Below are 24,709 nucleotides of genomic sequence, written 5' to 3'. Positions count from 1 at the left end.
CTGCCCGCGCGACCACCAGGTGGCGCGGCGTGAGCGGGTGGGCGCGGGCTGAGCCGGCAGACTCGAAGGCACGCTAGATTGGCGGTATGAGCGAGCTGCTTCCCGTCGTCCCGCTGCGCGACGTAATCGTCTTTCCCTCCGTCGCGACGCCCCTCCTCGTCGGCCGGGCCGCGTCGCTCGCGGCCGTCGAGCTGGCGGCGCAGGGCGGGCGGCAGCTGGCGCTGCTGGCGCAGCGCGACCCGACGACCGACGTCCCCGGGCCCGACGACCTGCACCACGTGGGCGTCGTCGCGCGCGTCGAGCATCTGAGCCGACTGCCCGACGGCTCGGTGAAGGTGCTGGTCGAGGCGCTGTCGCGCGTGCGCGTGACGGGCATCGAGGCCGTGCCGGGGAACGCGGGCGGCGCGCTGCGCGCGGCGGTGGTCCCCTTCCCCACCGTGACCGAGGGGGAGGAGGAGGACGACGCGCGCCGCGCGGCGGCGACGCACCTGCTGGCGGCGTTCGAGGACTACGTCGCGCTGCAGCGCCGCATCCCGCCCGAGGTCGTGGCCGTGGTGCGCGAGGCGCCGTCGCTGGAGCGGCAGGCGTGGGGAATCGCCGCGCACCTGGACGTGAAGGTCGACGCGCGGCAGGCGCTGCTCGAGGCGCCCGACCTGGCCGCGCTGCTGGCGCGGCTCGCGGAGGCGATCGCGGGCGAGGCCGTGCTGCTGCGGCTCGGGCACTCGATCGACGAGCGCGTGCGCGGCGCCGTGTCGCAGCACCAGCGCGAGTTCTGGCTCACCGAGCAGCTGAAGGCGATCCACCACGAGCTGGGGCACGACGACGGCGACGACGTCGCGGCGCTGGAGGCGTCGGTGCGCGAGGCGCGGCTGCCCGCGGCCACCGAGGAGCGCGCGCTGCGCGAGGTGCGGCGGCTGCGGCGCATGGCGCCCACGTCGCCCGAGGCGACCGTCGTGCGCAGCTACCTCGACTGGCTGCTCGCGCTGCCGTGGCACACGCGCGCCGTCGCGCCCGACGCGCCGGTGGACCTGCGCGCCGCGCGCGCCGCGCTCGACGCCGACCACCACGGGCTCGAGGACGTGAAGGAGCGCATCCTCGACCACCTCGCGGTGCTCGCGCTGCGGCAGCGCGACGACGACGCGGGCCGCGACGAGCCGCGTCCGCCGGTGCTCTGCCTCGTGGGACCGCCGGGCGTCGGCAAGACGTCGCTCGCGCGCTCCATCGCGCGCGCCACGGGCCGCCCGTTCGTCCGCGTCTCGCTCGGCGGCGTGCGCGACGAGGCCGAGATCCGCGGGCACCGCCGCACCTACGTCGGCGCGATGCCGGGGCGCATCCTGCAGGCGATGCGGCGCGCGGGCATGGTCGATCCGGTGATGCTGCTCGACGAGATCGACAAGATGGGGAGCGACTGGCGCGGCGATCCCGCGGCGGCGCTGCTGGAGGTGCTCGATCCCGAGCAGCACGACGCGTTCAGCGACCACTTCGTCGAGGTCGAGTACGACCTGTCGCGCGTGCTGTTCGTGACGACGGCGAACGGGCTGTCGCAGATCCCCGAGCCGCTGCGCGACCGCCTCGAGATCGTGCGCATCCCCGGCTACCTGGAGCCCGAGAAGCTGGCGATCGCCGAGCGCTTCCTGGTACCCCGGCAGCTGCGCGAGTGCGGGCTCGATCCCGCGATGGTGACGCTCGCGCCCGACGTGCTGCCGGCGATCGTGCGCGGCTGGACGCGCGAGGCGGGCGTGCGCGACCTGGAGCGGCGCGTGGGGCGCGTGGCGCGCAAGCTCGCGCGGCGCCGCGCGGAAGCGCTCACGGAGACGAAGCCGGCACCGAAGCGCGGCCGCCCGAAGCCGGCGCCGAGTGCGCCCGCACCGCTGGCCGTCACGACGGCCGACCTGCCGTCCCTGCTCGGCGCCGCGCCGTTCGACGACGATGCCGCGTCGCTGGAGGACAAGGTGGGCGTGTGCAACGGGCTCGCGTACACGGCCGCCGGCGGCGAGCTGCTGGAGGTCGAGGTGAGCGTTGTGCCCGGCCGCGGCCGCGTGCAGCTCACCGGCACGCTGGGCGATGTGATGAAGGAGAGCGCGAGCGCCGCGGTGAGCTGGGTGCGCGCACGCGCGGCCGCGATCGGCGTCGACCCGGAGTTCCACCGCACGCGCGACGTGCACGTGCACATCCCCGCGGGCGCGACGCCGAAGGACGGCCCGTCGGCGGGCATCACGATCGCGACCGCGCTCGTGAGCGCGCTCACCGGCGTGCCGGTGCGCGGCGACGTCGCGATGACCGGCGAGCTGACGCTGCGCGGCCGCGTGCTGCCGATCGGCGGGTTGAAGGAGAAGGGCGTCGCGGCGCATCGCCATCGCGTGGCGCACGTCGTCGTGCCGCGTGGCAACGCGCGCGCGCTCGACGAGCTGCCGGCCGACGTGCGCGCCGGCGTCACGTGGCATCCCGTCGCGACGATGGACGACGTGCTGGCCGTCGCACTGCGCGCGCAGCCCGCGGCGGCACCGGTCGCGCGCGACGCCGTCACGCCCGATCGCGCGACGCGGGCGCGGCGGCGCGAGACGGCGCGCACGCCCGAGCCGCGCACGCCAGAGACGCGGACGCGCAAGCCGTCGCGCCGCCCCACCGTGGCGCTCGACGCGCCCCGCCAGGAGAACGCATGAGCGCCGACCCGCTGGTGATCCGCCGGCTCGACTACCTGGGCCCGATGTCGTCGCCCGACGGCTGGCGCCCCGAGCCGCGGCTGCCCGAGGTCGCGTTCAGCGGCCGCTCGAACGTCGGCAAGTCGTCGCTCATCAACAAGCTGGTGCGCCGCAAGGGATGGGCGCGCGTCAGCAACACGCCGGGCCGCACGCGCGAGATCCACTTCTTCGACGTCAACGGGCAGTTCGCGCTCGTCGACCTGCCGGGCTACGGCTACGCGCGCATCTCGAAGGAGCGGAAGGCCGAGTGGCGCCCGCTGATCGAGGGCTTCCTGCGCCACAGCCCGCGCCTGCAGGGCGTGGTGCAGCTGCTCGACGTGCGCCACGACCCGAGCGGCGACGACCTGCAGATGCTCGACTTCCTGAGCGAGATCGAGGTGCCGACGATCATCGTCGCCACCAAGGTCGACAAGATGAAGCGCGCCGAAGCGTCCGCGCGCGTGCTCGCGACGGCGGCGGCGCTGGGGATGGAGGAATCGCAGATCATCCCGTTCAGCGCGGTGACGGGCGAGGGCCGCGACGAGCTCGCGTCGGCGATCGCGGACCTGGTCGCGCAGCCCGCGTGGCGCGAGCCGGAGCCGGCGCCCGCGAGCGAGGATGACGACGCGGTGCCGACGGACGCGCCGCGCCGCGAGGACGAGGCGCCGTGACGCGCGAGACGGTCCGACGACTCGGCGCGCTCGCGTTGACGATCGGTGCGTCGGCATGCGCGGGCACCGCCGGCGCGCCCGGCGCGGCGCCCGCACCGGCAACGCGCGGCGCACTGGCGGGCGACACGAGCACCGCCACGCTGCTGCCGCCGGGCTTCGGCACGCTGCGGCAGCAGGACCTCGCGGTGCGCGTCTCGCTCGTGGGCGGCACGACGGTGCAGTTGCTGCCGCTGGATGAGAGCTTCATCCGCCTGCTCGCGCCCGACTCGTACCGCGCGATGCGCGACCTGCAGGCGAGCCGCCGTGTCGCGCTCGACTCGATCGCCCAGCGCTACCGCTACCCGCGCTACAGCGTGTGGTACGTGTCGTTCTTCGGCCGCGAGCAGGGCGAGGCGCGCTTCTCCCCATTCGAGGTGATCCTCACGAACGCGGGCCGCGAGTTCCGCCCGCTGGACGTCGTGCCGGTGACGCGCGGCTTCGGCGAGCAGCGGCTGCAGCAGCGCGACGTGCAGAGCGCGCTGTACGTGTTCGACGGGTCGCTGGACCTGAACCAGCCGTTGGAGCTCACCGTCGAGACCACGCGGGACGGCACGACCTGGAGCGGGCAGATCCTCCCCCGCGTCGAGCGCGAGCGCGCCCTGGTGCGCTCACGCGCCGGCCGTTCGAGCGCCGCGCCCGCCGCAGCAACGCCGCGCCCCCGCTAGGTCTCGGGCGTCGCCGGGCGAGGTCTCGGTGCGCCGCGCGGAACGAACATGCGTGGGCGTCGGCTCCCAGCGACCTTGCGCTGCGGAGCCCCAGATCGCTCCGCGTCGGGTCTCCTTGCTACGGTCGCAGGTCGCCTGTGCCCACGCATGTTCGTTCCACGCCAGGCTCGATCGTGGGAGCCGGGCGCGGAATGCGCACGCGCCGTGCGCGACGCCGCAGGCATGACGCGGCCGCCCCCGTCAGCCGAGGGTGTGTGCGAACCACTCACGCCTCGGGCCCGAGGGCGGGTGGGAGATCGCCGAGCGACGCTCCGATCGCAGCAAGGAGACGCGCGCGCCCAGGGCGCGCGGCGGCTCCGCCGCGGCCGCGATCGGCCGGAGCCGGCGGGCTCCCACCCGCCCTCGGGCCACACACGGAGCCCTGAACGCCAACGCGCCCGCCCGTCCCGACGGACGAGCGGGCGCGTTCACGCGAGCGCAGAGCTCAGAACCCGGTGCTGAGCGTGAGGCGCAGCGTGCGGGGCGCGCCGGGCATGATGTTGTTGTTCCCGTGCGACGTCGCGTAGTAGCGCGCGTCGAGCAGGTTCTCGACATTCAGCTGCGCGCGCGCGTGGGCGCCGAGCGAGAGGAACAGCGCGCCGTCCACGCGCGTGAAGCCGGGCAGCGTCACCGCGTTGTCGATCGCGGCGTACATCTTCGCCTGCTGCACGACGCCCAGGCCGGCCGAGAGGATCGGGGCGACGCGCACGCGGTTCCAGAGCGAGAAGGTCTCGCGCGGCACCAGCGCGACCGTCTGCCCCGCCTTCGCCGCCGCCGTCGTGCTCACGATCTCGGCGCGCTGCGCGGCGTAGCCACCGGCGACCTGCCAGCGGTCCGTCAGCTGGCCCGTGAGGCCCAGCTCCCAGCCCGTCGTGCGCTGGCTGCCCGTCTGCACCGTGCGCGTCGGGTCCGTCGGATCGGGCGCCGACGTGTTCGTGCGGTCGAGGCGGAAGATCGCGCCCGTGAGCGCGAGGTCGCGATTCACGTCCCACTTCGCGCCCAGCTCGCGGTTGCGGAAGCGCTCGGGCTCCAGCGTCTGCGTGGTCGCGGTGAGCGACGAGAACTGGTCGCCCGAGCTGGGGAGGAAGGAGACGCCGTACGAGCCGTACACCGACACCGGCTCCATCGGCTTGTAGACGAGCCCCGCGCGCGGCGACAGCATGCGGTCGTCGCGACGCAGCGTCTGCCCGTTGCGGTGGTTCTGGAAGCGGATGTCGAAGCGCTCGGCGCGCAGGCCGACGACCGCCTGCAGCTGCGACGTCAGCGCGACCTGGTCCTGCACGTACGCCGAGGCGACCGTCGTCGTCGCACGGTTGTCGGCGTCGGTCGCGCTCTGTCGGAACGTCACCGGGATGCTCACCGTCGGGCTGGCGAACGGCACGCTCGTCGACGTCGCGGTGCCGCCGAAGTAGCCCGTCTCGCGGTAGTTGTCGCTCGCCTGCCGTCCGAGCTCCGCGCCCGCCAGCAGCGTGTGGCGCACGCGCCCCGTCGACACCGCCCAGGTGACGTCCGTCTGGTTGAACAGGTTCGCGCGGTCGGTCGCGTTGGCGTAGGCCGAGAGCGCGACCTGCGTCCCGGCGGCGTTCACCGCGCCCGGGAAGACGTTCTGGTAGAACTTGTCGTAGCGCGCCCAGCGCGTGCGGTTGCGCACCGTCACGCCGCGGCCGGCCTCGTGGTCGACCGTCATCGTGCCGGCGTGCACGCGCAGCGCGGAGTAGCTCGAGTCCGGGTTGCCGAAGAACGTCGTCGGGTCGCCGCCCGACGGCGCGCCGCGGAACGACGGCACGCCGCGGTCGACGTTGCGGTCGTCGCCGAACCACTCGTACCCCAGGCGTACGACCGTGCGCGCGCCCGCGGTCAGCGCGAGCGTAGGGTTGACGCCGAAGCGCGTCAGGTCCGCCCGGTCGCGGAAGCCGCCGGCGCGCTCGTACATGCCGTTCACGCGCGCGGCGACGGCGGTGCCGAAGCCCTGGCCGACGTCCACCGCGCCGCGGCGCTGGTCGAACGCGCCGCCGGTGAGCGTCAGCGCGCGCGTCGGCGCCCACTGCGCTTCCTTGCTCACGCGGTTGATCACGCCGCCGCCGCCGCCGCGCCCGAAGATCATCGCGTTCGCGCCCTTCAGCGCCTCCACGCGCTCGACGTTGTACAGGTCGCGGAAGTACTGCGCGTCGTCGCGCACGCCGTCGACGAAGAAGTCCGCGGTCGAGCTGTTGCCGCGGATCGTCGGCGCGTCGCGGTGCCCCTCGCCCTGCCCCATCGTCACGCCGGGCACGTAGCGCGCGAGATCCTGCATGCCCTGCATCGCCTGGTCGGCGATGAGGTCGCGCGAGACGACGGTCACGGCCTGCGGCGTGTCGCGCAGCGGCGTGTCGGTCTTCGTGGCCGTCCGGGTGCGCGAGGCCACATAGCCGCGCCGGCGGGCAGCCTCGCCGGTCACGAGGACACGCCCGAGGGCGTAGCCGTCGGCCTTGCCAGCGACGGGCGCGGCGCCCGCGGCCACGACGATGGCCGATCCAGCGTCGGCGAAGCGCACGGCGAGCCCGGAGCCCGCGAGCAGCCGGCGCAGCCCCTCGGCCGGCGTCATGGTGCCGACGACCGGGCCGGCGCGGAGGCCGGCGAGCGGCGCCTCGACCTTCAGGCGGAGCCCGGTCTGCCGCGCGAGCGCCGCGAGGGCGTCGGCGAGCGGCTGGACGGGGATGTCGAGGCGCACGGTGGCGGCGGTGTCGGCCACCGCGGCCTGCGGGCCCTGGAGGACGGACGGCGCGGCGCGCAGGGCGGCCGGCAGGGCGGTGGTCAGCCCGGCGGCGCAGCACAGCCCACAGACGACGAGAGTACGCACGGGAGAGCGATCGAGGAGCGCGGGAGAATCCCGGCAGGAGAATCCCGACAGGGGAATCCCGACAGGGTGACTCGGAATGGCGGGTATGGTACCCAGGCCACCGAATCCCGTCAATTCCATTCGGGATTGATTCGCGCGCCTGCGCCGGATCGTGACACGCGCGCGCCGCCCCGCGCCTGCGCCTTCCGCGCTACCTTGGGCGCGTCCCCTGTCCGCCCGACGCCCACCGCTCCGACCGGCTCCGACCGATGGCCTTCCTTCCGCTGCGCAGCCTGCCGCCCCGCCCCGCCGCCGCCCTCGCCGACGCCTGGCTCGACCGGCTGGCCGAGCGGCTGCACGCCCCCGGCGCGGACACGCCCGACGCGCGCGCGGTCATCTGCCGCGACACGCTGGCCGAGCTGCTCTACCCGGGCTTCGCGCCGCGGCTGGAGGAGGCGCTCGTGGACGAGTCGATCCCGCTCGGGACGCGGCTCGCGCTCTCCGCGCTCGACCCGCGCAACGTCACCCTGGAGCCCGAGTACTACGCCGACTGCGACGACGCGCAGTTCCAGCCGGTCAAGCCGCTGCTCTGGCTCTGGTACTCGTTCGACCGCTCACCGCTCGGCGGCCAGCACGTGGAGCTCGGCGTGCGGCTCCGCCGGCTGCTGGCGCCGCTGATCTTCCGCCGCTGCGGGGCCAACTTCAAGTGCTTCCAGCACGTCGAGTTCTCGTTCGGCTACAACATGGAGGTCGGCGACGACGTCGTCGTCCACCGCCACGTCCTCCTCGACGACCGCGGCGGGATCGTGCTCGGCAACAAGGTCTCGATCTCGGACTACGCGAACGTCTACAGCCACACGCACAGCATCGTCGAGCAGCGCGACGTCACGAACGTCACGACGGTCCTCGGCGACGGCGTGCGCGTGACGTACCACGCGACGGTGCTCGCGGGCGTGCACGTCGGCGAGCAGGGGATGGTGGGCGCGTGCGCGGTGGCGACGAAGGACGTGCGTCCCTACCACGTGAACGTGGGGATCCCGGCGAAGAGCATCGTCGTCAAGCCCAACGCGCCTCGCGAGGAGGCGTGGGTCTCGGCCGCCGCCCGCGAGAAGTCGCGCGATTGATCTGGTCTGGCGCGCCGATTCCTGTCGTACGGGATCGGTGCGCTGCGGGGCGCGGCGGGCACGGGCTCCGGCTCCCGGCGACCTTGCGCTGCGGAGCCCCGATCGCGCTCCGCGCATCGGGTCTCCTTGCTACGGTCGCAGGTCGCCTCCGCCCGCCCCCGCCGCGCCCCGCCCTAAGTCGTCGCGCGAGCACCTGCTCGGCGCTCGGCGCTCACTCGCCTCGGGGCGTGGCCTGCATTTCCACGCAGTCCTCTGCTCCCGCGCGGGCCTCTCTCGACGCTCGACGCTCGCCGCTCGACGCTGCAGGTCACACGACCCGCAGCACGTCCTCCAGCGGTCCCGCATCGCCGCCACCCAGCAGGTGCAGCACGTGGTCGAGCGCCTCGCGCTCGCGCGGCCACGCGAGGCGCGCGCGCGCGTCCTCGGGCGACAGCCACGCGAACTCGCCGTGCTCGGGACCGAGCGTCGGTGCGTCCGCCGCCGCGACGAACGCGCAGAACGCGACCGCCACCTGCACGCTGCCCATGCCGTGCAGGTAGAACGCCTGCGTCGTCACGTTGTACAGGCGCTCGACGGCGAGCCCCGTCTCCTCCGCGACCTCGCGCAGTGCGGCCTGCTCGGGGCGCTCGCCCGGCTCGATGCGGCCGTGCACGGCCTCCCACGCGAGTGGGCAGCGCGTGCCCTGCGCGGCGCGGCGCAGCACGAGCACTTGCCACGCGCCGGGGCGTGGATGCACGACGTAGACGTCCACGACGCCGACGCGCAGCTCGGGACCGGCGCTCATCGCGCCGCCTTGTTGGTGAGGATGGTCACGCGCGAGAGTTAGCCTCCTGTCCACGGGTGCGTAACCGGCGGCGTCACGCTGGCGGCGCGGGCGACGGCGGACGGCAGCGCGTCGCGAGCGGCAGCAGCTCGAACGTGTCGTCGAGATCGGGGAGCGGCGCCGGCGCCTCGACGGTCCGCTCGCGCTCCACGGGCCGCGTCACCTGTTGCTCCGCGACACGTGCGGTGGCCGCGCCGACCGGAGCGCCCACGGCGTGCGGTGCCGCGGCCGGCGCCACGCGCTCCACGGGCGGATCCAGGACGCGCAGCAGCTCCTCGGCGCTCGTCGCGCCGGCGCGCACCGCGGCCGCGCCGCTCTCCCACAGCGTGGTCATCCCGAGCGCGTGCGCGGCGTGCGCCAGCGACGGCGCATCCGCCCCGTCGGCGATGCGGCGCGTGATGGTCCCGCCGGCCCGCAGCACCTCCACCAGCGCGAGCCGCCCGCGGTACCCGGCGCCGCCGCACGCCGCGCACGTGTTGCCGATGTCCGCCGCCACCCAGCACGCGTCGCCCTCCGGCGCGACGCCACGCAGGCGCGCGTCACGCCATCCAGCCGCGCGCGGCCGCCGACAGCTCCCGCACAGCCGGCGCACGAGCCGCTGCGCCACCACGCCGCGCAGCGCCGCGGCCACCGTGCTGGGCTCCACGCCGACATCGGCCAGGCGCGTCACCGCGCTCGCCGCGTCGATGGTGTGCAGCGTCGCCAGGACGAGGTGCCCCGTGAGCGCGGCCTGCGCGGCGATCGCCGCCGTCTCGCGGTCGCGCACCTCGCCCACCAGCACGACGTCCGGGTCCTGCCGCAGGATCGCGCGCAGCGCGGTCGCGAACGTCATCCCGGTGCGCTCGTTCACCTGCACCTGCACGACGCCCGGCAGCCGCCGCTCGACGGGATCCTCGACCGTCACGACGTTCACGCCGCCGCGCGCCAGGATGCGCCCCAGCGCCGCGTAGAGCGTGGTCGTCTTGCCGGAGCCCGTCGGCCCGGTCACCAGCACGAGCCCCTCGCGCGCGTCCAGCAGCTGCGCCACGCGCGCCGCGTCGCCGCTGGAGAAGCCCAGCGCCTCGAACGTCCCCGGCGCGGCCTCGGGCGCCTGCAGGCGCAGCACGACGTTCTCGCCGCGCGCCGCGGGCAGCGTCGACAGCCGCAGGTCCACGACACCGGCGGCGACGCGCACGCGCGCCCGCCCGTCCTGCGGCCGCAGCCGGTCCGCGATGTCGCACCCGGCGAGGATCTTCAGCCGCGACACGAGCGGCAACCCGACGTCGCGCGGCAGCGTCTCCACCGACCGCAGCACGCCGTCCACGCGGTGCCGCACGCGGACGGCGTCCTCCCCGGTCTCGACGTGCACGTCGCTCGCACCCGCGCGCAGCGCGTCCTCGACCAGCCGCTCCACGAGCCGCACGACGTCCGCCGCCGCCCGCTCGGTGGTGACGGGCGCGCGGGGCGGTGCTGGCGGCGGCGGACGGCGAGTGCTCACGAGACGATGGGCGCGGGATTCGGCGCGAGCTCGGTGTGTCCGAGTCTCGCACCGGCCGCACGCATCACCCGCATCGCCGCGACGCGGGACGGCACGCCGCGCCGCCGACCCGTCAGAGCACGCGCCAGAAGTCGCGCGTGACGTCCAGCGAGAACGTCCAGCGCCCGTCGCGCAGCCCGCGCGCGACATCCATGCGCACGAGGTCGAAGAACAGGTACGCGCCCGCACCCACCGCGGGTGACCAACCTGCCTGCCCCGGCCGGAAGGGCGACGGCCGCGCGAGGTAGACGGTGTGCGCGAACGGCGCGAGCGTCGCGCGCGCCGGCGAACGCCCGTAGCGCCCCAGCGAGATCGACGGAAACGGTACCGGCGTCCGCCACTCCACGCGCTGGCTCGCGCCGAAGCGGCCCGCGAACGCGTGGAAGTCGTAGCCCGGCCCCGTCACCGGACCGCCCAGGTACACGAGCTCCTGCGGCGGGAGATCGGTCCGCACCCGCGCCGGATCCCCGGAGCCGGCGCTGCCCCGGCCGGGTGCGAGCAGCCCGACCTCCGACGACGCGACGACGCCCGCGAGCGTCGTCCGCGTCACGAGTCGATTCGTCTCCGCCGCACCGACCGGGCGCTCCAGCTCCAGCGTCAGCGCGCCGCGCCCAAAGTGGCCGCACGCGTCGCCCTGCGGGCACGCGAGGCCGTTGTTGCGCCCCGACGTCCAGGTGCCGCCGCGCACCTCCGCGCGCCAGCGCAGCGACGTCCCGAACGGCCCCGTCACCGCTGCCCGCTCGGCCAGCGCGGTGAGCCGCAGCCCGGAGATCGTCGCCGCCGGGATTGTCGGCTCGTAGGCGCCGCTCAGCGGCCGCGCGCGCACCGACACCGCGTCCTGCATCTCGTAGCCGAGCGTGAGCGTCGTGCGGATGTCGCGCCAGAGCGGGAGCGACGCGCCCAGCTGCACGCCCGCGACGTCGTACGGATCCGTCCAGTCGCTCCCGAACTCCTGCGCCGCGAGCGAGTTGCGCGCGAGCGACACCTCCGGCTCGTCGCCGGCCTCGCGGTACGTGCGGAAGCCCTCGATGCGCAGTGCGCCGCCGGTGGCCCAGCGGCGCTCCAGCGTCAGCGCGCCCTTCGCCTGCCGGTCCGCGAAGCCGTAGCGCCCCTGTGCGCGCAGCGCGTAGCCGCCGCCCAGCCGCGTCAGGTAGCCGGCGCCCAGCGCGAGCCCCTCCGCGCGGTTCACGCGCACGAAGTCCGAGATCGCGCGCGCCGACAGCGCGCTCCCGCGCGCGCGCTGCAGCACCTGCGCCTGCACGAGCGCGCGCGCCTGCGCCTGTACCCGCTGCACGTCGTCGTCCGTGACCATCGTGACGTCGGGCGGGATGGCGTCCAGGATCGAGCCCTCGAACCTGTACGCGCGGCGCTCGGCCGGCGACGCGAACACCAGCTCCGGGCCGGTGAACGTCGTCATCGGCAGCTCCTGGTTCACGCGGTAGTCGCCGATGTCCCAGCGGCCGCGGATGATGCCACGCGCCGGGAAGTCCATCCACGTGCCCACGCGCCGCACCTCCACCTCCTGGCGGCGCGGCAGCCAGAAGCGGCCCTGCACGAGCGCGTTCTCGAGGACGATCGACACGTCCTCGTTGCGCTTGTCGAGGTACGACGCGTTGGTGAAGGTGAACGCCATGCGCACCACCTGCGCGTCGGCGCGGTCCACGAACAGCGTCCCGACGAAGCGCGCCTGCGTCGGGTCCTTCGGCCGCACCTGCACCTCCAGCACGTTCACCGTCCGGTCGCCCAGGCGGATGCCGAGCGAGTCGCGGATCGCGAAGTCGTAGAGCGCCTCGCCGCTGGGGGACAGGGGATGCGGCACGTCGGCCACGTCGCGCCCCTCGCCCACGCGGATGACGTTCGGGAAGTTGTTCTGGACGATCCCGAACCGGTCGCGGTAGAACGAGTTGTCGGTCGGGAGCACGGTCGTGTCCCGCGAGCCGATGACGCGCTGCTTGCTCAGGCTCGGCGCGCGCCAGTAGACTTCCGTCGCCACCTGCGTGGCCTGGATGACCTTCGGCGGCGTGGCGATCACGTCGCCGAGCTGGCCGAGGAAGGTGAGGGTGCCGCGGGCCAGCGCGCGGTAGTCGCGCAGCGCCGTGTCGGCGAGCTGCACGCGCCGCCGCTCCGCGGACCGCCGCACCAGCGCGATCGACGTCGAGTCGTTCCAGCCGTTCGCCGTCGGCGTCGCGCCCTGTGCGACGGCAGCGGCCGGCAGCGCGGCGATGATCGCCACGAGCATCACCGTGGCGGTCCTCGGGCGACGGTACGTCGGGCGCGTCGGTCGCATCTCTCGCGTGTCACGCATGCCGCAGTCTCGCCGGGGCGCGGGCGCGCGGCAAGCGCAGTCCCAGCGCACGTCCCTGCCCCGGCTTCGCCGTCCTTCCTCGCACATCGTGCTCGCCTTCGACGACTTCCGCGCGCTCGCCGCGCCCGGCACGCTGGTGCCCGTGTGGCGCGACTGCCTGCTCGACACCGACACGCCCGTGTCGGCGTTCGCCAAGCTGCGGCGCGGCCCGTTCGCGTTCCTGCTGGAGAGCGCGCCCGCCGGCGGCGAGACCTGGAGCCGCTACACCTTCCTCGGCACCGAGCCGCGCGGCGCGTGGCGGCTGGCCGACGGCGTGGTCGAGGACTGGACGCCGGAGTCCGGCTGGCACAACGCCCGCACGCCCGCCGACCCGCTCGCCGACCTGCAGGCGATCGTCGCCGGCTTCCGGCCGGCCGACGTCGCCGCGCTCGGGCCGTTCTGGGCGGGTGCGGTGGGCTTCTTCGCGTATGACGTGGTGCGCCACATCGAGCGGCTGCCGAACGCGCCGCCGCGCGGCGTGCAGGCGCCCGACGCGCTCTTCGTCTTCACGCGCGCGCTGGTCGTGATCGACAACCTGCGCGCGCAGGCGCGCGTCGTCGTCGGCGTGCCGGTGGACGAGGCGACCGCGGGCGATCCGCACGACCTGCGCGCCGCGTACGATGACGCCGTCGCGACGGTCGATGCGACGATCGCGCGGCTGCGCGCGCCGCTGCCGCTCCCCGCGCTCGACCTCGATCCGGCCGCCGCGCCGGCGGTGGGCGAGAGCACGTACGAGCGGGAGCGCTTCATCGCCGACGTCGACCGCATCAAGGAGTACGTGCGCGCCGGCGACTGCTTCCAGGCGCTGCTGGCGCGCCGCATCCGCGTGCCGCACGACTTCGACTCCTCGGCGCTGTACCGCGCGCTGCGCGCCATCAACCCGTCGCCGTACATGTACCACCTGGTGCTCGACGGGGTGGAGCTGGTGGGCTGCTCGCCCGAGCTGATGGTGCGCGTCGCCGACCGCCGCGTCATCGTGCGCCCCATCGCCGGCACGCGCCCGCGCGGCGCCACGCCCGCCGCCGACGAGGCGATGGCGGCCGAGCTGCTCGACGACGAGAAGGAGCGGGCCGAGCACGTGATGCTGGTGGACCTCGGCCGCAACGACGTGGGGCGCGTGGCGCGCTACGGCAGCGTCGAGGTGACGAGCCTCATGCACATCGAGCGCTACTCGCACGTGCTCCACATCGTCAGCCAGGTGGAGGGCACGCTGGTCGACGACCGCTCGGCCATCGACGTCTTCCGCGCGGTCTTCCCGGCCGGCACGATGAGCGGCGCGCCCAAGGTCCGCGCGATGGAGATCATCGACGAGCTGGAGCCCGAGCGCCGCGGCCCGTACGCGGGCGCGGTGGGCTACATCGCGGCGGGCGACCAGCGCATGGACATGGCGATCACCATCCGCACCTGCGTCATCGCGGGCGGGGAGGCCAGCGTCCAGGCCGGGGCCGGCATCGTCTACGACTCCGACCCGGTGAAGGAGTGGGAGGAGACCGAGAACAAGGCGCGCGCGATGCTGACCGCCATCGGCCGGGTCCGGGCGGCGGCGCCGCGGCCGACCGGCTGAGCACGCGGCGCCGGGACCATTAGATTCGGGGCATGTCGTTCCACCTCGTCGACGCCCACGGCACCACGCTCGCCGACTTCCCGCCCGGGGGCGGGTCGCTCGTCGTCGGGCGCTCCGCGGAGTGCTCGCTGGTCCTCTCCGACCCCACGGTCTCCCGGCGCCACGCCGAGGTGCACATCGTGGACGACCATCTGGTCGTGATGGACCTGGGGTCGCGGAACGGCACCTTCCGCAACGGCGTGCGCGTGGAGCGCGCGCGCCTGCGCGCCGGCGACGTGGTCGCCTTCGGCGTCGTGCCGCTGCGCGTCGAGGGCGAGGGCGAGAACGGCGAGGTCCAGCAGCTGGTGGTGCTCGACAACGGCGGCGCGGCCCCGAGCGCGGCCCCGAGCGCGGCCCCGAGCGCGGAGCCCGAGCTGCTCCCCGCGGAGGCGACCTCCGGGTCGCGCCCCGCGTCGGACCTCGACGAGGGGGCGGGCCGCGCGACGCCGAGCGCCGACGCACCGGCCGTCCCGCAGGAGGCCGAGCCCGGGCCCCCGCCGGGCGCCACGCTCCTGAAGCCAATCGCGCAGCCCGCGGCCCCGCCGGCGGTGGGCACGGCCCGGACGCCCGCCCGCAGCGCCGCGCCGATCCCCGCGGCCGCCCCCGTCCTCGCCGCTGCCCCGGCGCAGCCCGCCCCGCCCGCGTCCGCGGATCCGGACGGCGAGCCGCCCATCGTGGCCGAGCGCGAGGCGGCGTCGCCGCAGGAGCTCACCGCGCGGCGCCTGCAGCAGCTCCTCGAGGCGACGAAGGCCCTCGGCGGCGCGGCGGACGTCGCGGCCGTGCACGAGCGCATCGTCGGCGCGGCGCTGCGCACGCTCGACGCGGACCGCGCGGCCATCCTGCTCACGAGCGACTACGACGCGCAGCTGGTGCCCGCCGTCGCGCGCGACCGCTGGGGCGCGGACCTCATCGCCGCCGGTGCGCCGCCGGTGCCGCGCACCATCACGCGCGCCGCGCTCGCGCGCCGCAGCGCGCTGCTCACCGTCGACGCCACCGCAGACCCACGCTTCGTCGGCCAGTCGGTGCTGCGGCAGCGCGTGCGCTCCGCCATGTGCGCGCCGCTGCTGGACGCCGAGGGCGGTGCGTTCGGCGCGCTGTACGTCGACAGCGCCGATCCGCATCGCCAGTTCGCCGAGGCGGACCTCGACTTCCTCACGGCGTTCGCGTCGCTGGGGGCGGCGTCGCTGGAGAACGCGCGGCTGGCCGAGCGCGTGCGGCGCGAGGCCGTGGCGCGCGAGAACTTCGCGCGCTACTTCGCGCCGCCCGTCGCCGAGCGCATCGCGCGCTCGCAGGATGCGGTGCGGCTGGGGGGCGAGCGGCGCACGGTCGCCGTGCTGTTCGCCGACCTGCGCGGCTTCACCAAGCTCGCGGCCGAGCTGTCGCCGGACGACCTCGCGGAGACGCTCAGCGACTTCCTGAGCGGCATGGTGGAGTGCGTGTTCCGCCACGGCGGGACGCTCGACAAGTTCATCGGCGACTGCGTGATGGCGCAGTGGGGCGCGCCCGAGAGCGGCGCCGACGACGCCGACCGCGCGCTGGCCGCGGCGATCGACATGCTGGGCGCCGTGGACGCGCTCAACGCGCGCCGCGTGGCCGCGCACCGCAAGCCGCTCGCGATCGGCATCGGCCTGTCGTACGGCGAGGTGTTCGCGGGCAACATCGGCTCCGAGCGCCGCCTCGAGTTCACGGTGATCGGCGACGTCGTGAACCAGGCGAGCCGGCTGTGCGACGCCGCGGGCGCCGGCGAGATCCTGCTCGCGGACTCGTTGCGGCGGGCGCTGCGACGCCCCGCCCCGCGCATGCGCGAGTCCGACGCCCTGGGCACGACGCCCGTGCACGTCGTGGCGCTCGCGGAGTGAGCGCGCTGCTCGACGCCGCGCCCGCGGGTCACGTGCGGCTCGCGGTGCGCGGCGCGACGCTCGTCTGCCGCGCCGACCTCGCCGACGACCTCGCGCGCGCGATCGCGGAGCACGGGTCGCTGACGGCCTTCGCGCGCGCGCAGCCTGGCCGCCGCGAGCTGCGTGGCCGCGCCGCCGCGTGGGCGGTGTCGCTGCCCGGCGGCGATGCCGTCGTGGTGCGCCACTCGTGGCACGGCGGGCTGCTCGCGCGCGTCACGCGCGACCTGTTCGTCGCGCCGTCGCGCGCGCCGCACGAGCTCGCGCTGAGCGAGCGCCTGCGCGCGGCCGGCGTGCGCACGCCGGAGGTGGTGGCGTACGCGCTGTATCCGGCGGGGCCGGGGCTCGTGCGCGCCGACGTGATGACGCGGCTCGTGCCGGACGCGCAGGACCTCGCGGCGCTTCTGCGCACGCTGCCGCTGATGCGCGACCCGCGCGGGCCGTGGGTGCGCGCGACGGGCGCGCTGCTGCACGCGCTCGCGCACTCGGGCGTGCGGCATCCGGACCTCAACCTCAAGAACGTGCTCGTGACGCCAGCGCCGCGCGCCGAGGATCCCGACGCGCTGGACGCCTGGGTGCTCGACCTCGACGTCGCGCGCCAGAAGGAGGCGGCGTCCGACGCGCGCCGCCACGTGATCGGCGAGGCCAACTTGCGCCGGCTGGAGCGCTCGATCCACAAGTGGCGCACGCAGCGCGGGCTCGCCGTGTCGGATCTGGAGCTCGACTGCCTGCGGCTGATGGCGCGCCGCGGCCCGGATGCGCACGTGGACCTCGTCTGGCGCCCGGGCCACAACTCCGGCACGACGTGAGCGTTCCGCGCGAGGCCACCGTCCTGCCGCCCATCGCGCGCCGCACCGACGCGCCGTACGCGCACGTCCCGCTGCGCCGCGTGTGCGTGGTGATGATGAGCGCCGTCGGCGACGCGGTGCACGTGCTGCCGCTGCTCACCGCGCTCCGTCGCCTGCAGCCCGCGCCGCACGTGACCTGGGTGCTGCAGCCGGGCCCCGCGACGCTCGTGCGGGGCCATCCCGCCGTCGACGACATCGTGCTCTTCGACCGCTCGGCCGGCGCGCAGGGCTTCCTCGACGTGCGGCGTGCGCTGCACGAGCGCGGGCCGTTCGACCTGTGCATCGACCTGCAGGTCTACTTCAAGGCGGGGCTCATCACCGGCTTCGTGCCGGCGCCGGTGAAGCTCGGCTTCGACCGGGCGCGCGCGCGCGACTTCAACTGGCTGTTCACGAACGCGAAGGTCCCGCCGCACCCGATGCAGCACGTGCAGGACCAGTACTTCGAGTTCCTCGACGCGCTCGGCGTGCCGCACGATCCGGTGGTCTGGGACCTCGGCCCGTGGCCGCAGGAGCGCGCGTGGCAGCGCGACTTCTTCGCGCCCATCCAGCGACCCGTCGCGTCGATCGTCGTCGCCACCAGCAAGCCGCAGAAGGACTGGCTGCCCGAGCGCTGGGCCGCGGTGTGCGACGCGCTGTACGCGGACTACGGGCTGCAGCCGGTGCTGGTCGGCGGGCGCTCGGAGCGCGAGCTGGCGGCGGAGGCGATCATCATGCGCGAGGCGCGCCACAGGCCGGTGTCCGCGCTCGGCAGCGGGCTGCGCAACCTCGTGTCGATCCTCGACGGCTCGGCGCTCGTGCTGTCGCCGGACACGGGGCCGCTGCACATGACCGTCGCGCTCGACCGGCCGGTGGTGTCGCTCATCGGCTACTCGAACCCGAAGCGCGTGGGGCCGTACCGGAAGTTCCGCGACCTGATGATCGACGCGTACGGCGAGCCGGGCGAGGACTACCCGATCTCGATGGAGAACCGGATGGACCGGCTGCCGCGCATCACCGTCGCGCAGGTGCTCGAGAAGGTGGAGCGCTGGCGCACGCACTACGGCGATCGACCCTAGGGGACGAACTCGCGGCGCCCGAGCGCCGTTTGCGGCCGACTGTGACACGAAAACGTCACGGCGCCCGTCATGAAGATCGGCAGCGGGGGTAACGAGACTTGGAAGAGGGCGCGCATGTCGTGACCGAATCGTTACACGACGCTCGCGCTGCCCACTCCCTCCCCTCTCTCGTCCCATGTGGAACCTCACCGTCGCCCGGCGCATGTACCTCGCCGTCGGGCTGTCGATCGCGATCGGCGGCACGCTGACCACCGCACTGCTCGTCCGCCAGGCCGCGCTCGCGCGCTCGTACGCCGAGATGCTGGCCGGCCCGGTGCAGGCGCGCCGCGACGCGATCGTCGCGCAGGTCCACTTCAAGACGCAGATGCAGGAGTGGAAGAACATCCTCATCCGCGGGCACGAGGCCGAGGCGCGGGAGAAGTACACGAAGCAGCTGCATGAAGAGGAGGCACGCGTGGCGTCGCGCGTCGACTCCCTGCGGACGCTCGTCGCGGGCGACACGATCGCGTTGCGCCTGACGGAGCAGTTCTCGAAGGCGCACGCCCAGCTGGACCAGGAGTTCGACTCGGCGCTGGTCGTGTTCGTCGCCGCTGACGGGAAGAACCCCGCCGTCGCGGACAGCATGATGAAGGGGCGCGACCGCGCGCCGACCGAGGTGCTCACGCAGCTCGCGGACACGCTCACGGCGCACGTCGACACCCTGGTCGCGCGTCAGGCGGTGACGGTCGCGCGCGAGCGGCAGCTGCTGTCGCTCGCGGCAGTCGTGCTCTTCGCCGGCGTCGTCGTGGCGAGCGTGCTTGCGGTGCGCCGCGTCATCCGCCCGCTGTCGGATCTCGTGGTCGTCGCCGACGGCGTGGCGCGCGGCGACGTCGAGCAGGCGATCACCTACGACGCGCGCGACGAGATCGGCGCGCTGGCGGCATCGTTCCGCCGCTCGGTCGAGACGCTGCGCGAGGTCGTGTCCGAGACGACGCGCCTGACGCAGGCGGCGCAGATCGGCGACCTGTCGGCGCGCGGCGACGCGGCGCGCTTCGAGGGCGCGTTCGGCCAGCTGGTCGGCGGGCTCAATGCAACGCTCGATGCCGTCGTGGCGCCCGTGAGCGAAGCGGCGATCGTGCTCGAGCGCGTCGCGGCGCGCGACCTCACGCGGCGCGTCACCGGCGAGTACCGCGGCGACCACGCGCGCATCAAGTCGGCGGTGAACACCGCGGCCGACGGGCTGGCGGACGCGCTGCGCGATATCGCCGCGGTCGGTGAGCAGGTCGGCGCCGCGGGTGCCCAGATCGAGTCGAGCGGCCGCGCGCTGGCTGACGGCGCGGTGCGCCAGTCCGATGCGGTGAGCGAGGTCTCGCGCGACATCCAGGAGCTCTCGGCCAGCGCCGAGCAGATGTCGGCCAGCCTGCACGAGATCGCGGCGATGAGCCAGCAGAACGCCGATGGCGCTGCCCAGGCGCGCACGGTCGCCGAGGCGACGCGCTCCCACGTGGATGCCAGCAGCGCGAGCCTCGCGCAGCTGACGAGCGCGATCGCACGGATCAAGGCGAGCGCCGACTCCACCGCGAAGATCGTCCGCACGATCGACGAGATCGCGTTCCAGACGAACCTGCTCGCGCTCAACGCCGCGGTCGAGGCGGCGCGCGCCGGCGACGCGGGCCGCGGCTTCGCGGTCGTCGCGGAGGAGGTGCGGGCGCTCGCGCTCCGCAGCGCCGAGGCCGCGCGCACGACGGCGCAGCTGATCGAGGAGAGCGTGCAGCACGCCGAGGCGGGCGTGCGGCATCAGGGCACGATGACCGATGGCCTGCGCCAGATCGACGTCAGCGTCCAGCGCGTGCTCGGCGTCGTCGGCGAGATCGCCGAGGCGAGCCGCGAGCAGCGCGACGGCGTGGCGCAGGTCGCGGCTGGCGTCACACAGGTCACCGACGGCGTCACGCGCATCGCGGCGACCATGGACTCGGTCACCGAGGTGACGCAGGGCGCGGCCGCGTCGGCCGAGGAGTCCGCGGCGGCGGCCGAGTCGCTGGCCGGCGAGGCGACGGAGCTCGCCCGCGTGGTGGGGACGTTCGTCCTGCCCCCGCGTGACGGCGCCGGCGCGCACGTCGTGCCCGCCGCGGTGGCGAGCCGCATGCGCGGCGGCGTCCCCCGCTAGACGACCCGCAGCGGCCCGAACTCGTACTGCAGCCCCACCTCGCGCAGCAGGGCGACGGTGCGCACGAGCGACAGCCCCATGACGGCGAAGTAGTCGCCGTCGATGCGCTCGACGATGGTCGCACCGTAGCCCTGGATGCCGTACGCGCCCGCCTTGTCCATCGGCTCGCCCGTGGCGACGTACGCCGCGATCTCGGCGTCGGTGAGCGGGCGGAAGGTGACGCGGACGCGCTCCACCGCGCTCGCCTCGCGCACGCCGACGCCGTCCTCGAGGCGCACCGCCATCCCCGTGAACACCTCGTGCGTGCGGCCGGCGAGACGGCGCACCATCTCGCGCGCCTCCGCCACGTGCGCGGGCTTGCCGAGGATCTCACCGTCGATGACGACGGTGGTGTCGGCCGCGACGACGTACGCCTGCGGCTCCAGCGCCGCGACCGCGCGCGCCTTCTCGCGCGCCAGCCGCTCGGTGTAGGCGTCGGGCGCCTCGCCGGCGCGCACGCTCTCGTCGACGTCGGCGGGGCGCACGCTGTGGCGCACGCCGATCAGGTCGAGCAGGTCGCGGCGGCGCGGCGACTGCGACGCGAGCACCACCCGCGGGGCCTTCGGGGTCGTCACGGGATCAGCACGGGTTCAGCGCTCCAGCCACAGCGTCACGGGGCCGTCGTTCACCAGCTCCACCTGCATCATCGCGCCGAACTCGCCCGTCTCGACGCGCGGGCCGCGGGCCCGCAGCCGCTCGACGAAGCGCTCGTAGAGCGGGATTGCCAGCTCGGGCCGCGCGGCGTCGATGAAGCTCGGCCGCTTTCCCTTGCGCGCGTCGCCGTAGAGCGTGAACTGCGACACGACGAGCAGCGCGCCGCCGACGTCCGCGAGCGCGAGGTTCATCCTGTCGTCCGCGTCCGCGAACACCCGCAGGCCGAGCACCTTGTCGACCATCCAGTCGAGCTGCTCGTCGCCGTCGGCGTGCGTGAAGCCGACGAGCAGCAGGAAGCCGCGCTCGATGCTCCCGGTCACGCGCACGCCGCCCGACTCGTCGGCGACGCGCACCTCGGCGTGCGCGACGCGTTGAACGAGGACGCGCACGTCAGGTCGCGAGGACGGCGGCGGGGCGGGTCTTCGCGCGGCGGCGGTACAGCCCCGCGTCGGCCGCGGCCAGCGCGGCGGCCAGCGTCTCGCCGCCGTCGGCCGGCAGGTGGTGCGCGCCGACCGTCGCCGAGACGACGTAGGGGCTGTGTGGCGAGCGGCGGCGCGCCAGCGCGTCGCGCAGCCGCTGCTCGTACGCTTCCGCGACGGCGGAGTCCGCGCGCAGCGTGCCGGGGAGCAGGCTCAACGCGCGCGAGACCTCACCCGCCTCGCTGATGCCACGGCCCTCCGGCTCGTGCACGAGCGCCACGAACTCGTCGCCGCTCCACCGCGCCACGAGCCCCTGCGCGCCCACGACCTCGCGCAGCGCGTGCGCGACGGCGGTGAGCGCCTCGTCGCCGGCGGCGTGGCCGTGGGCGTCGTTGATGCGCTTCAGCCCATCGAGGTCGGCGAAGAGCAGCGCCGCGCCGCGGCCGCTCCCGCGCAGGCGGCGCAGCTCCGCCTCCGCGAACGTGAGGAAGCCGCGGCGGTTGTGCAGCCCCGTCAGCTCGTCGAGCAGCGCCAGCTCGCGCAGCTCGCGCTCGTAGCGCAGCTGCGGGCCGATGTCGCGCGCCACGAGCACCGCGGCGTCGCGGTCGGAGAAGCGGCACGGGCTGGTCGCGACCTCCGCGTCGACGAGCGCCCCCTCGGGGCCCTTCATGCGCGTGCGCAGCCGCCGGCCGAGCGGACGCTGCGCGGGGTCCTGGCTCACCGTCGCGGCGACGGCGAGCGCCGCCCGCTCCTCGCTGCCGAGGAAGCTCTCCAGCCGCCTGCCGGCGAGCGCGTGCTCGTCGACGGCGCCCAGCAGGCGCGCCGCGGCGGGGTTCGCGAACAGCACGCGCTCGTCGTCGTGCACGATCACCGCGTCCGGCGAGAGCGCGAGCAGCTGCCGGTAGCGCGCCTCGGTCTCGCGCAGCGCGCGCGCCTGACGTCGGGTCGCCATGCGCACGATCCCCCACGCCGCCGCGCCGAGGACGAGCAGCGCGGCGAGGCCGCGCAGCGCCAGCTCGCGCCAGTAGCGCGGGATGCCGACGGTGGTGATGTCCTCGGGACCGCGGGGGACGAGCTGCGCGACCGGCGGGTCGGTCGGGTTGTCGCGGTAGAGCGCCGCGATGCCGGTGACGATGACCTCGTCGCCGACGCGCAGCGTGTGCAGGTCGGGCGCGCGCTGGTGCGCCGGCGGCGTCCACACCGTCACCGAGTCGGGGACGCCGCTGGCGTCCGCCTTCCGGTGCAGGCGCAGCCAGCGGCCGCCCTCGCTCACGCCCTGTGCGCCCACGTGGCCGCGCACGCGGACCAGCAACCCCTCCGAAGCGACCACGGAAGCGGCGCCGGCCGGCTCCTCGCGCGGCGCCGGCATCGCGGTGCGCGGGCCGGGCACGAGGCGCACGTGCGACGCCACCACCTCCAGCGTCCCGCGGTACTTGTGCAGGACGCCCGTCGCCTCGAGGCTGTCGCCCGGCTGGACCCGCAGGCGGGCGGCGCCGCGACTGTACACCCAGATCCCGCGCCCGCCGGTGGCGACCGAGAGGTAGAGGGCGCGGTCGTGCAGGACGCCGCTACCGACCAGCGCGCGCCCGGCCACGGTCACCGTGTCGACGTCGGGGCGCACCGACTCCACGGCGGCCAGCGGGAGCACGGCCGGGACGCTCGACTGCCCGCCCGCGGCCCCGGCGGGCACGGTCAGCGCGGCAAGGGCCGCGAGGGCGGGCAGGGGTCCTGCCTGGGAGCGCGCGAGAGGGGCCGGACGCATACGGAAGAGTACGAGTCACTCACGAAAATGTCACCAGCGTCATCGCGCGCCGATTACCGGCGCCTCGGCGCCTCGGACGGTCAGGTCGTAGGCCCGCACCGCGCCGGTCGCCACGTCGACTGCCACGATCTGCTCGTGCGCCGTGTGGTGGGGATCGCGCGGCGCCCCGTCGGCCGGCGCGTACTCGCGGCCGACCAGGACGAGCGTCCGCTGGCGGGAATGGCCCGGCAGCACCGCCTGCAGCACGGAGAGGGGCAGGCGCGCGTCCCAGACCGGACGCCCTCCCGGAGCGGCCACGCGGGTCAGCTGCAGCCGGCCCGTCTCGCCGAGCCGGTCGCGGTGGAGCACGAGGACGCCGTCGGGCTCCCGCAGGAGCAGCGGCGCGGCGGGCGTGGCGCCCGCGTGGAGCAGCCCGCCCTGCAGGAACTCGGGACTCTCCGGTAGCGGCGCGATGTCCGCATAGGCGGCGCGCGTCCCCCAGCGGCTCGGCAGGTCGGCCGGCCAGCCTGGCGGCGCGGCGGACACCCGGTCGACGCGCGCGCTCCACAGGCGGAGACGCGTGGGCGCCGCGAGCCCGTCGTCGCGCGGCGGCGCGAGCCGCGACGCGTCGTGGTAGGTCCGCTCGCGACGGTCGCTGGCCAGCGCCGCCGCGACGGTCGCCACCCGGCTCCGGAACCGCTCCCCCTCGTCCGCGCTCAACACGCCGAGCCACCGGTCGGATGCCTCCAGCCCGCGCGTCACGAAGGCGGTCGTGGAGCTCGGGATCCAGCGGCCGGGGCGGGTCACCGCGGACGCGGCGGCGGCCGGCGGCGCCGTCACCGGCTGCGCGACCAGCGTCGCGGGATCGACGCGGTGGATCCGCGCGTCGGTCGCCGTGATGCGCAATCCGTCGGCGGCGAGCGTGACGAAGCGTGACTCGGTCGGCATCGCGCCGCGCAGCGTCGGCGACCGCGCCGCGATCGTGTCGGCGTTCCCGAGCGGCCGGCCGTCGGCGATCGCGACCGCCTGCAGGCCGTCGGTGTGCAGCCAGAGCGTGCCGCCGTGGGCACCGAGCAGCCGCGCGTCGAACGCCGCCGCCGAACGCGCACCCGTCACGGTCATCAGGCGGCGGCGAAAGACCGGAGCCGCCGTGGCCGGATCGAAGCGCCACAGGTCGACGTGGTGCTGGACCCGCACGTGCCGCGAGCGGCCGCGCGAGGAGAGGACGTGCCGCTCCTCGTGCGCGGTGAGGAGGAAGAGCGCGTCGCCGTCGGTGGCCGCGACGCGCAGGGGAGCGCCGCGCACGGCGGGCGGCGTTTCGTGCTCCGCGGCGCGCGCGAACACGAATGCGCCGACCGTCGCCAGCGCCAGCGCGGCGATCGCGCCGCCCGCGAGGCGCCGGCGCCGCCGCGGGCCGGCGCGTCGGTCATGGTATTCGCTCATGGCGCGCCATGCTGCCGGCGTCGCGCGTGCGCCGCCAGCAAAGAGGCCCCGAACCAGCGACGGATGCCCCTGCGGGTTGCCGGCGCGTCGCGGCGCTCGTCCAGCGTCGACCGCGGCCCGACGAGGGCCAGGCCCGTCACCTCACG

The 24,709-nt window shown here is 75.3% G+C and carries 17 protein-coding genes; 9 read left to right on the top strand and 8 right to left on the bottom strand.

Annotated features, from left to right (window positions below):
• The first annotated feature begins 86 nt into the window (after positions 1-86).
• Genes lon through rosag_RS22550 form a run of 3 tightly spaced genes read left to right on the top strand, consistent with a single transcriptional unit; the run spans position 87 to position 4,056 of the window.
• Complete coding sequence (lon, locus tag rosag_RS22560; RefSeq protein ID WP_284352443.1) at positions 87-2,663, top strand: endopeptidase La; 2,577 nt, start codon at positions 87-89, stop codon at positions 2,661-2,663.
• Entirely contained in the window at positions 2,660-3,352 is a 693-nt protein-coding gene (gene yihA / locus rosag_RS22555) for a ribosome biogenesis GTP-binding protein YihA/YsxC (protein ID WP_284352442.1), read from the top strand. The genes lon and yihA overlap by 4 nt, the downstream gene beginning before the upstream one ends.
• On the top strand, positions 3,349-4,056 hold the full coding sequence (locus rosag_RS22550) for a hypothetical protein (RefSeq protein ID WP_284352441.1): 708 nt from the start codon (positions 3,349-3,351) through the stop codon (positions 4,054-4,056). Before yihA ends, rosag_RS22550 begins: the two co-directional genes overlap by 4 nt.
• A gap of 484 nt (positions 4,057-4,540) precedes the next feature.
• On the opposite strand, the gene rosag_RS22545 is transcribed toward rosag_RS22550, so the two are convergent.
• A complete protein-coding gene (locus rosag_RS22545) occupies positions 4,541-6,934 on the bottom strand; it encodes a TonB-dependent siderophore receptor (RefSeq protein WP_284352440.1) in 2,394 nt (797 codons plus the stop codon).
• Between the two features lie 248 nt (positions 6,935-7,182).
• Here rosag_RS22545 and rosag_RS22540 point away from each other — a divergent pair, with 248 nt between their 5' ends.
• Positions 7,183-8,037, top strand: coding sequence for an acyltransferase (locus tag rosag_RS22540; RefSeq protein WP_284352439.1), 855 nt, complete (start codon positions 7,183-7,185; stop codon positions 8,035-8,037).
• Between the two features lie 307 nt (positions 8,038-8,344).
• On the opposite strand, the gene rosag_RS22535 is transcribed toward rosag_RS22540, so the two are convergent.
• The 3 genes from rosag_RS22535 to rosag_RS22525 all read right to left on the bottom strand — a co-directional run bounded on the left by rosag_RS22535 (position 8,345) and on the right by rosag_RS22525 (position 12,681).
• Complete coding sequence (locus rosag_RS22535) at positions 8,345-8,821, bottom strand: NUDIX domain-containing protein (RefSeq protein WP_284352438.1); 477 nt, start codon at positions 8,819-8,821, stop codon at positions 8,345-8,347.
• 73 nt (positions 8,822-8,894) lie between these two features.
• Positions 8,895-10,337 carry a GspE/PulE family protein gene (locus tag rosag_RS22530; protein ID WP_284352437.1) on the bottom strand — a complete coding sequence of 481 codons (1,443 nt, stop codon included), beginning with the start codon at positions 10,335-10,337 and terminating at the stop codon, positions 8,895-8,897.
• A 112-nt stretch (positions 10,338-10,449) separates the two neighbouring features.
• Complete coding sequence (locus tag rosag_RS22525; protein ID WP_284352436.1) at positions 10,450-12,681, bottom strand: hypothetical protein; 2,232 nt, start codon at positions 12,679-12,681, stop codon at positions 10,450-10,452.
• A gap of 88 nt (positions 12,682-12,769) precedes the next feature.
• On the opposite strand from rosag_RS22525, the gene rosag_RS22520 reads away from it, so the two are divergent.
• The 5 genes from rosag_RS22520 (at position 12,770) to rosag_RS22500 (ending at position 20,267) form a co-directional block, all read left to right on the top strand.
• Positions 12,770-14,284 carry an anthranilate synthase component I family protein gene (locus rosag_RS22520; protein WP_284352435.1) on the top strand — a complete coding sequence of 505 codons (1,515 nt, stop codon included), beginning with the start codon at positions 12,770-12,772 and terminating at the stop codon, positions 14,282-14,284.
• A 32-nt stretch (positions 14,285-14,316) separates the two neighbouring features.
• Complete coding sequence (locus rosag_RS22515; RefSeq protein ID WP_284352434.1) at positions 14,317-16,182, top strand: adenylate/guanylate cyclase domain-containing protein; 1,866 nt, start codon at positions 14,317-14,319, stop codon at positions 16,180-16,182.
• Positions 16,179-17,027 (top strand): lipopolysaccharide kinase InaA family protein, encoded by an 849-nt coding sequence (locus rosag_RS22510; protein WP_284352433.1) that lies wholly within the window; start codon positions 16,179-16,181, stop codon positions 17,025-17,027. The genes rosag_RS22515 and rosag_RS22510 overlap by 4 nt, the downstream gene beginning before the upstream one ends.
• Positions 17,024-18,121 (top strand): glycosyltransferase family 9 protein, encoded by a 1,098-nt coding sequence (locus rosag_RS22505; RefSeq protein WP_284352432.1) that lies wholly within the window; start codon positions 17,024-17,026, stop codon positions 18,119-18,121. Before rosag_RS22510 ends, rosag_RS22505 begins: the two co-directional genes overlap by 4 nt.
• 175 nt (positions 18,122-18,296) lie before the next feature.
• The gene (locus tag rosag_RS22500) at positions 18,297-20,267 is read left to right on the top strand and encodes a methyl-accepting chemotaxis protein (RefSeq protein WP_284352431.1); all 1,971 of its coding nucleotides are present in this window, start codon (positions 18,297-18,299) and stop codon (positions 20,265-20,267) included.
• On the opposite strand, the gene rosag_RS22495 is transcribed toward rosag_RS22500, so the two are convergent.
• The 4 genes from rosag_RS22495 to rosag_RS22480 all read right to left on the bottom strand — a co-directional run bounded on the left by rosag_RS22495 (position 20,264) and on the right by rosag_RS22480 (position 24,563).
• The gene (locus rosag_RS22495; RefSeq protein WP_284352430.1) at positions 20,264-20,881 is read right to left on the bottom strand and encodes a Maf family protein; all 618 of its coding nucleotides are present in this window, start codon (positions 20,879-20,881) and stop codon (positions 20,264-20,266) included. The genes rosag_RS22500 and rosag_RS22495 overlap by 4 nt on opposite strands.
• A gap of 15 nt (positions 20,882-20,896) precedes the next feature.
• Positions 20,897-21,349: a D-aminoacyl-tRNA deacylase gene (gene dtd / locus rosag_RS22490; RefSeq protein WP_284352429.1), complete on the bottom strand. Its 453-nt coding sequence runs from the start codon at positions 21,347-21,349 to the stop codon at positions 20,897-20,899.
• 1 nt (position 21,350) lies between these two features.
• Positions 21,351-23,069: a sensor domain-containing diguanylate cyclase gene (locus rosag_RS22485; RefSeq protein WP_284352428.1), complete on the bottom strand. Its 1,719-nt coding sequence runs from the start codon at positions 23,067-23,069 to the stop codon at positions 21,351-21,353.
• A gap of 111 nt (positions 23,070-23,180) precedes the next feature.
• Positions 23,181-24,563, bottom strand: a complete 1,383-nt coding sequence (locus tag rosag_RS22480; RefSeq protein WP_284352427.1) for a PA2928 family protein — start codon at positions 24,561-24,563, stop codon at positions 23,181-23,183.
• Between the last annotated feature and the right edge of the window lie 146 nt (positions 24,564-24,709).

This window comes from Roseisolibacter agri (genome assembly GCF_030159095.1).
In the GTDB taxonomy this organism is placed as follows: Bacteria; Gemmatimonadota; Gemmatimonadetes; order Gemmatimonadales; family Gemmatimonadaceae; genus Roseisolibacter; species Roseisolibacter agri.
Note: the sequence above shows the minus strand (reverse complement) of the source record. Positions and strands in the feature narration are given on the sequence as shown.